We start from the raw sequence: 11,728 nt of genomic DNA, 5'->3' as shown, positions 1-11,728 counted from the left end.
TTTTGCAAGCCATTGTTCTGCAATGGTCTTGTTGCTGGCACGCCGTTTGCATTTATCCGCTCAAGCCTTGCAGCTGGCAAGGCAGCAACCAGGAGATTTGCATGCTTACCGAACGTCAACGCGAGATCGTCAAGGCCACCGTACCGCTGCTGGAAACCGGCGGCGAGGCCCTGATCACGCATTTCTACCAGACCATGCTGGGTGAGTATCCCGAGGTGCGCCCGCTGTTCAACCAGGCGCACCAGCAAAGCGGTGCTCAGCCGCGAGCATTGGCACATAGCGTGCTGATGTATGCCAAGAACATCGACCGACTGGAAAACCTGGGCAATCTGCCTGCGCAAATCATCAACAAGCATGTGGCGCTGCAGGTACAGGCCGAGCATTACCCCATCGTCGGTGCCTGCCTGCTGCGCGCCATTCGCGAGGTGCTGGGGGCAGAGATCGCCACGGATGAGGTGATCGCCGCCTGGGCCGCCGCCTATCAGCAGCTGGCCGATATCCTGATCGGTGCGGAGCGCGCGGTGTACGAGCAGACTGCGGCAACCGACGGCGGCTGGCGTGGTGCGCGTGCCTTCAAGCTGGTGCGCAAAGAGGCCGAAAGCGCCGAGATCACGTCCTTCTATCTGGAACCCGTGGACGGCGGCGCGGTGATTGCCCATCAGCCAGGCCAGTACATCGGCCTGCGTGTGGTGGTCGACGGCCTGGAGCAGCGCCGCAACTACTCGCTGTCGGCGCCTGCCAACGGCAAGAGCTATCGCATCAGCGTCAAGCGCGAGGCCGGCGGCAAGGTCTCCAACCATTTGCACGACCAGCTGCACGTGGGCGATACGCTGGAGCTGTTCCCGCCTGCCGGCCATTTCACCTTGCAGGCCAATGCCAAGCCCCTGGTGCTGATCAGCGGCGGTGTGGGCATCACGCCCACGTTGCCCATGCTGCAGGCCGCGCTGCCCACGGGGCGCGAGATCACCTTCATCCACTGCGCGCGCGATCGCGGCGTGCATGCCTTCCGCGAGAAGATCGATGCGCTGGCTAGCAGCCACGAGCAGCTCACGCGCCGCTATTGCTACGACCAGGCGGATGCGGGCGACGAGGTCGATGCCCAGGGCCTGCTGAGCACTGACCGACTGGCCCAGTGGCTGCCCGAGTCGCGCGATGCCGATGTCTACTTCCTGGGCCCGCGCGGCTTCATGCGCAGTGTCAAGCAGTCGCTGCGCGAGCTGGGCGTGCCCGAGGCCCAGGTGCACTACGAGTTCTTCGGTCCTGCGGAAGCGCTGGCTTGATCATCTGAACGTCTGAGCGCTCATTAAAAAAGAGCTGTCTGCGCTTGTTTTTAATGGATTTTTTGCTGAAAGCATCCAAGACCCATGTAAATACAGCGCAAGCAGCTCTCTTTATTGAGGCAGCGATTTGGCTAATTGCTCTTTGAATTAGGCGATTGCCAAGTGAGAGACATCGAGCAAGAGCCTCAGGGGTCAACGGTAATACGCTTCGACCGTACCCTTGAGCTTGATCAGCAGGGGCTTGCCCTTTCGGTCCAGGGTCTTGCCGGCGGGCACCTTGACCCAGCCCTCGCTCACGCAGTATTCCTCGACGTCAAAGCGGTCCTTGCCATTGAAGCGGATGCCGATGTCGTGCTCGAACACGGCGGCCACATGGTGGGGGCTGCGAGGGTCAACGGACAGATGGTCGGGCAGTTCGGGGCGGGTGGCTTCGGTCATGATTTTTCGAGAGTCAGGGAATACAAGAGCGCTATTTTCGGTGCAATTGCAAAAGCCTGTCTCCTGTTGTCGCAATGGGGCATGACAGGCAATGCGCCGTCATCAGTACCGCAAGCATAGGCGAGCAGGCATGACTCGCCTATGCTTGCGCCATGCTCACCGAAGAACAACGCCTGTCCCTGCAACGCGCCAAGCGGCTGCCGCTGATTTTGCTGCTGCTGGTGACGGCCGGCTTCATCGCTACGGCGCTGGCGGGCTCGCGCTGGGGACTGGAGGGCCAGGCCGTGCCGCTGTGGCTGGTGTGCCTGCGGGCCATCTGCGAGGCCGCCATGGTGGGGGCGCTGGCCGACTGGTTTGCGGTCTCGGCGCTGTTTCGCCATATTCCGCTGCCGCTGGTGGGGCGGCACACGGCCATCATCCCGCGCAACAAGGATCGCATAGGCCGCAACCTGGCCACTTTCGTGCGCGATAAGTTTCTCGACGCGCCTTCGCTGGTGGCGCTGATCGAGCGCAACAACCCCGCCCAGGCGCTGGCGGACTGGCTGACGGCTCCCGCCAACAGCCAGCTGCTGGGCAGGCAGGTGGCGCGGCTGGCGCTGGCCGCGCTGGAGATGGTGCAGGACAAGCAGGTAGAGAAGTTTCTGACTCAGTCGCTCAAGGCCGTGATGCAGCATGTGGATCTGTCGCGCGCGGCGGCATCGCTGCTGTCGGGGCTGACGGCGGGCGGGCGCCATCAGGAGGTGCTCGACGATGTGCTGGCGCGCATCAGCCGCGTGCTGCGCCAGGAGCAGACCCATGTGCTGATTGCGCAGACCATCGTGGTCTGGCTCAAGCGCGAGCACCCGATCAAGGAAAAAATGCTGCCCACGGACTGGCTCAGCGACAAGGGCGCCAGTCTGATCGCCAGCGCTCTGGACAGCCTGCTGCAGGACGTGGCCCAGAACCCCGGCCACCGTCTGCGCGAGGCCTTCGACAGCTCCATACAGCGCCTGATCGACGGTCTGCAGAACGACCCGGTCTACGCCGAGAGGGTAGAAAAACTGCGCAACTATCTGCTGCATGACGAGAAGCTGGCCGTCTATCTGCGCGAGCTATGGGCAGGCTGGCGCACCAAGCTGGAGCGCGATCTGGCCGACGAAAACTCGGCCATGGCACGGCGTGCCGCCGTGATGGGGCGCTGGCTGGGCCAGGCACTCGCGCATGACGAGGCGCTGCGCAACTCCATGAACGAGCGCCTCAAGCGCTGGGCGACGACGCTGGCTCCCGATGTCTCGCAGTTCATCGCCAGACATATTGCCGACACGGTGCAGCGCTGGGATGCCGAGCAACTGGCCACGCTGATCGAGGCGCATATCGGCAAGGATCTTCAGTACATACGCATCAACGGCACGCTGGTGGGCGGCGCCATCGGTTTGCTGCTGTTTCTGATCTCGCATGCCGCGGCCCTGTGGCGCAGCCTGCTGGCCTGGCTGGGATAAAGCTCTATGAGCCGCATGCCGGTGCCAGTTGGCGCTGGTTAGCGCTCTTGTCAAAGTACTTAACAGTAAAAATTCTTTTAAACAGCTGTTGTTTACAGTTACAATGAGAACCATTCGCAACAAGAAGAACTTGCTGCAATCCTTGACTCAGCCAGGCACGCCCATTGAATGGCCGCATGCCGCCATGCCCAGCTGCATGGTTTAGCCAGGACGATCTCATGTGCAGATCGTGATTGCCTTCTTCATCACTCCAACAGCGCGAATGCTTCGCTGACCCGCTCCTGCTGTCCGTGGCTCCGGTCCTGGGACGCAGCCTTGCCGGGTCGATGTGCATCTTCTTCCGGACTCATCATGTCAACTCATGCAGCCGCTGCTGCAGGCTTCGCCACGGCCTGCGCCTCTTCGTCTTCCCGTCCTCTGTCCACCGCCCGCCGGTCGCTGCGTCCCATGCTGGGCATGGCGCTGGCGGCTGCCGGCCTGCTGACCCATGGGCTGACGGCGGCACAGGAGAAATCGCTGGAGACCGTGGTGGTGACGGCCTCGGGCTTCGAGCAGGAGATCAAGGATGCGCCGGCCTCGATTTCCGTCATCACGCGCGAAGAGCTGGAAAAAGGCAGCTACAACAATCTGCATGATGCGCTGCGCGACGTGCCAGGCGTGAATCTGGTGCCTTCGGACAACAACTCCAACGACATCAGCCTGCGCGGCATGGGCGTGAACTACACCCTGATCCTGGTGGACGGAAAGCGCACCAATACCCGCGAAACCCAGGCCAACGGCTCCACGGGTACCGACCAGAGCTGGGTGCCGCCGCTGGAGGCGATAGAGCGCATCGAAGTGGTGCGCGGCCCCATGTCCTCGCTCTACGGCTCGGACGCCATGGGGGGCGTGATCAACATCATCACGCGCAAGGTGGCCAAAGAGTGGATGGGCTCCATCCGCACCGAGGCCACGCTGCAGGAGCGCTCTTCCTCGGGCAATATCTACCAGAGCAATTTCTATCTGTCCGGCCCCATACAGACCGATCTGCTGGGCCTGAGCATCTACGGCAACTACAACAAGCGAGGCGAGGACAACATCCTCAACGGCTACAACGACTACGACAACCGCGCGCTCAACGTCAAGCTGGCACTGACGCCCAACAAGGACCACGACATCATTGCCGAGCTGGGCACGGGCAAGCAGCACTACACATCGACGCCGGGCAAGACACTGGCGGCCACGGCCGCACTCAGCGACCGCAAGTTCGAGCGCGACAACTTCTCGCTGCAGCACAAGGGACGCTGGGGCTGGGCGTCCTCGGACACCTATCTGCAGCAGGAGAAGACGCGCAATCTGTCGCGCGACATGACCATCAAGAACACGGTCTTCAACAGCAGCTGGGTGGCGCCGCTAGGGGCCAACCATCTGCTGACCACGGGCGTGAGCTACAACGAGCAGGACCTGACTGACACCACCACCAACACCTTGCCCAATGCCAGCCGCACCAGCATCAACCGCAGCCAGTGGGCTGTGTTTGCCGAGGACGAATGGCGTCTGCACAAGGACTTCGCACTGACCGGCGGCCTGCGTTACGACCATGACAGCCAGGCCGGCGGCCAGGTCAGCCCGCGCCTGTATGGCGTGTGGAATCCGGCCCCGCAGTGGACGGTCAAGGGCGGCGTCTCCACGGGCTTTCGAGCGCCGTCGCTGCGTCAGACCGTGGGTGACTGGGGCCAGGTCAGCCGTGGCGGCAATATCTACGGCAACCCCGATCTGAAGCCCGAAACCTCGCTGACCAAGGAAATCGGCGTGCTCTACGACAGCGGCGCCGGCACCACGGCGGGGCTGACGGTGTTCGACAACGAGTTCGAGGACAAGATCACCCGCGTGGCCTGCCCCAGCTGCGGCCCGCTCAACAGCTCGGGCCGCGTGCCCACCACGAACATCAATGTGGACAACGCCATCACGCGCGGCGTGGAGGCTTCGCTGGGCACCCAGCTGAGCAAGACGCTACGCCTGAAGACCAACTACACCTTCACCAAGTCCGAGCAAAAGAGCGGCCAGTTTGCCGGCCTGCCGCTGAACCAGCTGCCGCGCCATCTGTTCAATGTCTCGCTGGACTGGAGCCCCACGGCCCAGCTCAACGGCTGGCTCAAGGCTTCCTACCGCGGTGAGGAAAGCGCCCCCACGGGCGGAGCGTCCTCGGGCAGCTTCACCCAGAAGAGCTACACCATGCTGGACCTGGGCGGCTCCTACAAGCTCAGCAAGACCGTCACGCTGTATGCGGGCATCTACAACCTGCTGGACAAGCAGGTCATCTATGACGGCGTCAATTACGACACCGTGCTCGACGGCCGCCGCTACTGGCTGGGCATGAACGTCAAGTTCTGATTATCGCCATCGCAGCCGTTGCCAAGATTCGCGGCAAGGGCTGCTGACTTTTCTTCTGTTTTGTTTTTCAAGGTTCTTCATGCAGCAACTGATCAGCCGTCGCGCCGCCACCCTGGCACTGCTGACGACGGCCGGAACCGCCTGGGCGCAAACGCAGGCGGACCAGCCGTCTGCGGCCCAGCCCGCCCGCATCCAGGTCGAGCATGCCAGGGGCGTGGCCGAGCTGCCTTTCGCTCCCCGGCGTGTGGTGGTGTACGACCTGGCTTCGCTGGACACCATGCAGGCACTCAAGCTGCCGGTGACGGGAGTGCCCAAGGTCCATTTTCCCGCCTATCTGGCGGGCTACGCCGATGCCCGCTATCAGGTGGCGGGCTCGCTGTTCGAGCCCGACTACGAGGCGCTGAGCCGCATCCGCCCTGATCTGATCGTGGTGGCCGGCCGCTCGGCCAGCAAGTACGAAGCGCTGAGCCGTATCGTACCGACACTGGACCTGAGCACTTCGGGCCAGGACTTGCTCGGCGATATGCAGCGCAATGTGAAGCTGCTGGCCAGCCTCTGGGGCAAGCAGGCGCAGGGCGAGCAGCTCATGCAGCAGGTGCGCGGCGATGTGCAGGCCACCCGCGCTGCCGCAGCCAAGGCCGCACCGGGCCTGCTGGTGCTGGCCGTCAACAAAAACATGAGCGCCCAGACCCCGGGTTCGCGCTTCGGTCTGCTGCATGACGTGCTGGGCATCAAGCCTGCCTTGCCCGCGGATCCGGCGCAGGCGCGCGGCATTGCGCTGAAGATGGACGATATCGCCAGGATTGACCCCGAATGGCTGTTCGTGATCGACCGCAATGCGGGCACGGGCAGCACCAGGGACAAGGACGGCAAGCCGGTCGTGCCGTCGCGGGAGCTGTTCGACAACGACACCATCAAGAACACGCGTGCAGGCCGCAAGCAGCAGCTGGTGTTCGTCGATCCTCAGCTCTGGTATTTGCTGGGCAGCAGCGGCCCCCAGGCCATGCGGGCCAATGCGCGGCAGATTCGCGCTGCACTCGAGCGCTAGGCTTCGCGGGAGGTGGCAAATTTAATAGCTGCTCTCGCCAATAAACAAAGGGGTTCAATGCATTCATGCACTGAACCCCTTTGTTTTAATACGCAGCAAGCTATCAAAAAATATCAGGCATCGGGCGCGGAAGGCTCGGGCGGCAGCAACTGTTTGCCAATCAGCTGCCAGGCCTTGGCGGCATCGGTCTGGCCGGCAAACAGGTGGCAGCTGGCGGCCGTCATGGCGATGCGACCGTTCTCTGGCTCCAGGTCGAAGGCCAGCTCGCATTGCGCAGCGGCGTTGGCCCACATGACCAGCGCGTTGCGGTTCTCCTCCTTCTGCAAGGCGTGGGCCTCGGCCATCCAGGCCTGTGCCAGGCGAAAGGCGGCTTCGGGCTCGCTCATATCGGCCTTGTGCGCCAGATAGAACTCCTTGCCGGCGGCCTGCCAGAATGCGCGGGCCTGCTCGAAGTCCTGCGTGGCAATCTTCTGGGCCTGCTGCACCAGCGCGTTGCCGGCCTGCAGATGGGCCTGATAGGTGGATGCGTCTTGATCTTGGGACATGGCGCTTATTGTCCTCATTGCCTGGCCTCGCGCAGCGCGACCGCGCGCATCTCCCCTGGACGGCCCCGGGGCATTGCCGCCTGCAGGCGGCTAGCTGCTAGTAGCGGAAGTCCAGCTGATGCGGGCCCTTGCCGATCTCTGCCGTCTGGGTCTGGCTGCTGCCTTCCTTCGTGGTGGCGGTGATCTTGTAGCTGCCGGCGGGCAGCTGGATCAGACAGACCGGGCCGTTGGCCGTGAAGCGGCTGCTGTCCTTGCCGGAGCTGACCTCGACCGCCACATTGGCCAGATAGGCGCCGTCCTTTTGTGCAAACAGCAGCGACAGCGGGTAGTCCTTCATCGCGGCGCGCATGAGTGTGGATTCATCTTCGCCTATGCCGCCGCAGCTGTAGCGCAGCACGCCGGCCTGCTGCATATCGGGAATCCGGCCCTGAGCCAGAGCGGGCAGGCCAAGAGCTGCGCTGGCGGCCAGGGCCAGGCAGGCAGCGTTTCTCAAGCAATGCATGGTGTCTCCTTTCAGCGATGCATGGCCGGCCATCTTGCGGCCTGATCGCGCAGCTCCATGTCATCCCCGCGCGGTGCTGCTTGTGGGCATCCCCGGTATTTACACCTGCTTGCCGGATGAAACAGGCGCCCGGGCTGGTAGGGCCTGGCCCGTAGGCAGACTCAGCCCGATGCTGGTGACAGACAGGTCGGAGCGTGCGAACGCCTGTCCGCCATGCATGCGCGCGATCGCGGCCACGATGGACAGGCCCAGGCCGTGGTTGCGATCGGCCTGGCTGCGGGCTGCGTCCGAGCGGTAGAAGCGGTCAAACAGCCTGGGCAGATGTTCGGCGGCAATGGCCTGGCCCTGGTTCTGCACCGCCAGCCTGACCTGGCCGGCCTGCGGCGTGCTGATCTGTATCTCTATGCAGCTTCCCGGCGTGGCATAGCGGGTGGCATTGCCCAGCAGATTGGACAGCGCCCGGCGCAGCAGTCGCGCATCGACCTGGGCCTGTGCATCGCCCTGCACCCGCACCTGCAGATCGGCCTCCTGCAGCGCGGCCTCGTGATACTCCACCACTTCGTGCGCGAGGCTGGCCAGGCTGGCCACCTGAATGCGGTGCGCGCTCTCGCCGCGATCGGCGTGAGAGAGAAAAAGCATGTCCGCCACGATGCCGGCCATGCGCTGCAGATCTTCAAGATTGGAAGCCAGGATATCGCGCAGCTCGTCGGCATCGCGGGGCTTGCGCAGAGCCAGCTCGCAACTGCTGATGAGCGTGGTCAGCGGGGTGTTGAGCTCATGGGCCACATCGGCATTGAAGGCCTCCATCTGCCGGTAGGCCACCGCCAGCCGCTCCAGCAGCGCGTTGAACTGTGCAATCAGCGGACGCAGCTCCTGGGGCTGGTTGCTGTCGTCAAGCCTGGTCTGCCAGTCGTGCGTGAGATCCTTGGCGCCCAGTTGCCGGGTCTGCTCCACCAGCGAATGCAGAGGCGCCAGCCCGCGGCGCACCAGCCAGGCGCTGAACAGCGACACCAGCAGCGCACCGCTGACGGCGGCCAGGCCCAGAATCCAGGCCAACTGGCGCAGCAGGGCATCGTCGGGGCGGCGGTCCAGCATCAGCAGCACCTGCACGAGCTGCTGTTCCTGCTGGTCCACATGGGCTGGCAGTACGACGCTGAAGCTGCGCCGTGCGCTGTGAACATCGTCGAGGGGCTGGTGCAGTTTCTCGAACAGCAGCGCGCCGCTGGCATAGCTGACGCGGATCGACATATCCTCATGGCCCGTGAGAAAGTCGGACAGCATGTGCTGCATGCTGGACGCGGAGCGGTTGGCACGCGCCTGTTGCAGAAGATGGGTGACCGTGACCTGCTTTTGCTCCAGGCTTTCCTGCTGGCGCTGGGCCAGTGCCAGCCAGCTGCCCCAGTAAACGGCAACGCAGACCAGGCCCAGGCCCAGCATGGTCTGCAGGGCCAGCGAGCGCGACAGCCGGCGGCTCAGGTTCGGGATCTGAGGAGTGCTTGGAGAGACGTGATCAGCGGTCATGAGTGGCTGCTATGCTGGAAGATTCATTGTTTGCGGTTTGCTGGAAAAGGAACGGACCATGAGTCTTGGTAACGCCATCATGAACAACTACGCCTTCTTGCTGGAGATGTACGAGGACAGCTATTTCCCTGAAGAACTGGTTCGCAAGGGCGAGGATATTCTGAGAGAACTCTGCCTGCAGATAGAGCAGCAAAAGCCGCAGAATCTGGAGCAGCTGTATCGATTGGCCCACGCTGCTACCGAGCGTTTCAACGATCTGCAGCAGGAGTTCGAAGAGCAGGGCAGCGAGATAGAGACGGCGGCACGTGAATGCATTGCGGCTGACTTCGAGGCCGTAGCCAAGGCTTATGGTTTTGAAGATGCGGATGTGGAGGAACTGATCGCTCTACGCGAATGGTAAGCACCGGCCATCAGGCATCAAGGCGCAGCTCCAGCACATAGCCCATGCCGCGCACCGTGTGCAGCAGGGGCAGCTCGAACGGCGCGTCGAGCTTGAGGCGCAGGCGGCGCACGGCGACCTCGACGACATTGGTTTCGCTGTCGAAGTTCATGTCCCAGACCTGGGAGGCCAGCTCGGTGCGCGACAGCACTTCGCCCTGGCGCCGCAGCAGCAGACTCAGCAGATTGAACTCCTTGGCCGTCAGGTCCAGTCGCTGGCCAGCACGCGTGGCGCGGTGACGCAGCAGATCCAGCTCCAGATCGGCCATGCGCAGCACAGTGGCTTCGGGCGTGGCCTGGGCCTGCAGGCCACGGCGCAGCAGTGCATGAATGCGAGCCACCAGTTCTGAAAACGCAAAAGGCTTGACCAGATAGTCATCGGCGCCGGCCTGCAGTCCTTTGACGCGGTCTTCCACCTGGGCGCGGGCCGTGAGCATGAGCACTGGTGTCTGGCGAGACTGGCGCAGAGCCGCCAGCACGGCCAGGCCGTCTATGCCGGGCAGCATGCCGTCCAGAATGATGAGGTCGTAGGGCTGCTCGGTGGCCAGATGCAGGCCGTCAATGCCGTTGTGCGCGGCATCGACCACAAAGCCTTCCTCGCCCAGGCCTTTTTGCAAGTATTCGGCGAGTTTGGTTTCGTCCTCGATGACTAGAAGCTTCATGCGCAGATTGTCGAGCAAGTCGGTCGTTTGCGAAGATGACAAATTTGTCATCTTGAGGTCAGAACCCTGTGGGGGCCGCGAGGCTAGATTTGCTCCGCTTGCACAAGACTGCCAATGGAAGGGCAGGCATGCCGGCGGAGCATCACCATGACATTCATCACCAAGGCGGCCGCTGTGTTGCTGGGCAGCGGATTGGGCCTTTTCGTGCCTTGTGCCTGGGCGCAACAAGCTGCGCCAACAGCAGCAACAGCAGCAACAGCAGCAACAGCAGCGGCAGTCGCCCCCATCAGCCTGCAGGCCGCACTGGCGCTGGCCATGGAGCACAACCCTGGTCTGCGAGCGGCAGCGCAGGCCCTGGCGGCCAGCGAGGGGGCATTGATCCAGAGTCGCGCCAGACCCAATCCCGAGCTGGCCTATTCGCAGGAAGACACGCGCCGCGAAACCAGGTCCATGACTCTGCAATGGAACCAGTCCATAGAGATCGGCGGCAAGCGCGAGGCCCGCATGAAGGCGGCCGGGCATGGTCGCGAGCTGGCCAGGGCCGAGCTGGAGGCCGCGCAGGCCGGTCTGCGTGCCGATGTGCGCACGGCTTTTGCCAATGTGCTGGCCGGCCAGCAACGCGTGCAGCTGCACCAGAGGACGCTGGAGATTGCCGGCAGTGCCCGCGATGCCGCGGCCAAGCGCGTGCTGGCAGGCAAGGTGGCTCCGCTGGAGGAAACCAAGGCCCGCGTGGCCGAGAGCAGTGCCGAGCTGGCCCTGGCGCAAGCGCGCTCCGGTCTGCGTGTGGCACGTCAGCAACTGGCGGCGCTGTGGGGAGCGCAGCCTGCGGCATTTGGCAGTGCGGTGGGGGAGCTGGCGCAACTGCCTGTGCTGCCCGATGAAGGCCTGATGCTGGAAAAGCTGGAGCATTCACCGCAGATGCTGCGCGCGCAGCAGGCCGTTTTTCAAGCCAGGTCCGTCGCCGAGCTCGAGCGTGCCAAGCGCCTGCCCGACCCCAGCGTGAGTCTGGGCATGAAGCGTGCACAGGAAGTGGGACGCAATCAGCTGGTGGTGGGTATCTCGGTGCCGCTGCCGATTCTGGACAGCAACCGCGGCAATCAGCTGCAGGCGCTGCGTCTGGCCGACAAGGCCGAGGAGGAGCTGCTGGCCACACGCCAGCAAATGTACGCACAGTTGCAGCAGCAACGCGAGCAACTGCAGTCCAGCCGGGCCCAGGCCGAGCAACTTGCACAGCAGGTCCTGCCGGCAGCCGAGTCCGCTTACGAAGTCGCAGCCAAGGGCTTTGCCCTGGGCAAGTTCAGCTATCTGGAAGTGCTGGATGCCCAGCGCACGCTGGCCGAGGCACGAAGCCTCTATCTGGAGCAGCTGGTGGCAACCCATCAGGCGGCTGCGGACATCACCCGCCAACTGGGCGATGTGCCCGGTCTTGAGTAAGAACAAGCA

The 11,728-nt window shown here is 63.6% G+C and carries 11 protein-coding genes; 6 read left to right on the top strand and 5 right to left on the bottom strand.

The genetic code is table 11. The features are described from left to right. Positions 1-101 precede the first annotated feature (101 nt). A complete protein-coding gene (gene hmpA / locus ACWGXF_RS11845) occupies positions 102-1,280 on the top strand; it encodes an NO-inducible flavohemoprotein (protein WP_256628881.1) in 1,179 nt (392 codons plus the stop codon). A 192-nt stretch (positions 1,281-1,472) separates the two neighbouring features. Here the strand turns inward: hmpA and ACWGXF_RS11840 are convergent, their stop codons facing one another. Further along, positions 1,473-1,718: a DUF3297 family protein gene (locus ACWGXF_RS11840; protein WP_003050615.1), complete on the bottom strand. Its 246-nt coding sequence runs from the start codon at positions 1,716-1,718 to the stop codon at positions 1,473-1,475. 152 nt (positions 1,719-1,870) lie between these two features. On the opposite strand from ACWGXF_RS11840, the gene ACWGXF_RS11835 reads away from it, so the two are divergent. The 3 genes from ACWGXF_RS11835 (at position 1,871) to ACWGXF_RS11825 (ending at position 6,617) form a co-directional block, all read left to right on the top strand. Continuing rightward, positions 1,871-3,196, top strand: coding sequence for a DUF445 domain-containing protein (locus ACWGXF_RS11835; protein ID WP_256628879.1), 1,326 nt, complete (start codon positions 1,871-1,873; stop codon positions 3,194-3,196). A 351-nt stretch (positions 3,197-3,547) separates the two neighbouring features. Then, a complete protein-coding gene (locus ACWGXF_RS11830; RefSeq protein ID WP_012840057.1) occupies positions 3,548-5,569 on the top strand; it encodes a ligand-gated channel protein in 2,022 nt (673 codons plus the stop codon). Positions 5,570-5,648: 79 nt separating this feature from the next. Beyond that, complete coding sequence (locus ACWGXF_RS11825) at positions 5,649-6,617, top strand: siderophore ABC transporter substrate-binding protein (protein WP_452101951.1); 969 nt, start codon at positions 5,649-5,651, stop codon at positions 6,615-6,617. Between the two features lie 113 nt (positions 6,618-6,730). Here the strand turns inward: ACWGXF_RS11825 and ACWGXF_RS11820 are convergent, their stop codons facing one another. From ACWGXF_RS11820 to ACWGXF_RS11810, 3 genes are all read right to left on the bottom strand, one after another. Beyond that, positions 6,731-7,162, bottom strand: a complete 432-nt coding sequence (locus ACWGXF_RS11820) for a hypothetical protein (protein WP_003068510.1) — start codon at positions 7,160-7,162, stop codon at positions 6,731-6,733. A gap of 97 nt (positions 7,163-7,259) precedes the next feature. Beyond that, positions 7,260-7,664, bottom strand: a complete 405-nt coding sequence (locus ACWGXF_RS11815) for a hypothetical protein (RefSeq protein WP_232096845.1) — start codon at positions 7,662-7,664, stop codon at positions 7,260-7,262. A gap of 99 nt (positions 7,665-7,763) precedes the next feature. Further along, positions 7,764-9,185 carry a heavy metal sensor histidine kinase gene (locus ACWGXF_RS11810; protein ID WP_012840053.1) on the bottom strand — a complete coding sequence of 474 codons (1,422 nt, stop codon included), beginning with the start codon at positions 9,183-9,185 and terminating at the stop codon, positions 7,764-7,766. A gap of 58 nt (positions 9,186-9,243) precedes the next feature. Here ACWGXF_RS11810 and ACWGXF_RS11805 point away from each other — a divergent pair, with 58 nt between their 5' ends. Continuing rightward, on the top strand, positions 9,244-9,585 hold the full coding sequence (locus tag ACWGXF_RS11805; RefSeq protein WP_256628874.1) for a DUF5713 family protein: 342 nt from the start codon (positions 9,244-9,246) through the stop codon (positions 9,583-9,585). A gap of 10 nt (positions 9,586-9,595) precedes the next feature. On the opposite strand, the gene ACWGXF_RS11800 is transcribed toward ACWGXF_RS11805, so the two are convergent. Then, complete coding sequence (locus tag ACWGXF_RS11800) at positions 9,596-10,285, bottom strand: heavy metal response regulator transcription factor (RefSeq protein ID WP_003068520.1); 690 nt, start codon at positions 10,283-10,285, stop codon at positions 9,596-9,598. A 147-nt stretch (positions 10,286-10,432) separates the two neighbouring features. Here ACWGXF_RS11800 and ACWGXF_RS11795 point away from each other — a divergent pair, with 147 nt between their 5' ends. Further along, a complete protein-coding gene (locus ACWGXF_RS11795; RefSeq protein ID WP_256628871.1) occupies positions 10,433-11,719 on the top strand; it encodes a TolC family protein in 1,287 nt (428 codons plus the stop codon). The last annotated feature ends 9 nt before the right edge of the window (positions 11,720-11,728 follow it).

The organism is Comamonas sp. HJ-2 (assembly GCF_053615495.1).
Note: the sequence above shows the minus strand (reverse complement) of the source record. Positions and strands in the feature narration are given on the sequence as shown.

Excerpts from the sequence above, each read along its gene's own strand:
- ACWGXF_RS11795 (WP_256628871.1), top strand. The coding sequence starts at position 10,433 with ATGACATTCATCACCAAGGCGGCCGCTGTGTTGCTGGGCAGCGGATTG.
- hmpA (WP_256628881.1), top strand. The coding sequence starts at position 102 with ATGCTTACCGAACGTCAACGCGAGATCGTCAAGGCCACCGTACCGCTG.
- ACWGXF_RS11830 (WP_012840057.1), top strand. The coding sequence starts at position 3,548 with ATGTCAACTCATGCAGCCGCTGCTGCAGGCTTCGCCACGGCCTGCGCC.
- ACWGXF_RS11805 (WP_256628874.1), top strand. The coding sequence starts at position 9,244 with ATGAGTCTTGGTAACGCCATCATGAACAACTACGCCTTCTTGCTGGAG.
- ACWGXF_RS11800 (WP_003068520.1), bottom strand. The coding sequence starts at position 10,285 with ATGAAGCTTCTAGTCATCGAGGACGAAACCAAACTCGCCGAATACTTG.
- ACWGXF_RS11835 (WP_256628879.1), top strand. The coding sequence starts at position 1,871 with ATGCTCACCGAAGAACAACGCCTGTCCCTGCAACGCGCCAAGCGGCTG.
- ACWGXF_RS11815 (WP_232096845.1), bottom strand. The coding sequence starts at position 7,664 with ATGCATTGCTTGAGAAACGCTGCCTGCCTGGCCCTGGCCGCCAGCGCA.
- ACWGXF_RS11820 (WP_003068510.1), bottom strand. The coding sequence starts at position 7,162 with ATGTCCCAAGATCAAGACGCATCCACCTATCAGGCCCATCTGCAGGCC.
- ACWGXF_RS11825 (WP_452101951.1), top strand. The coding sequence starts at position 5,649 with ATGCAGCAACTGATCAGCCGTCGCGCCGCCACCCTGGCACTGCTGACG.
- ACWGXF_RS11840 (WP_003050615.1), bottom strand. The coding sequence starts at position 1,718 with ATGACCGAAGCCACCCGCCCCGAACTGCCCGACCATCTGTCCGTTGAC.
- ACWGXF_RS11810 (WP_012840053.1), bottom strand. The coding sequence starts at position 9,185 with ATGACCGCTGATCACGTCTCTCCAAGCACTCCTCAGATCCCGAACCTG.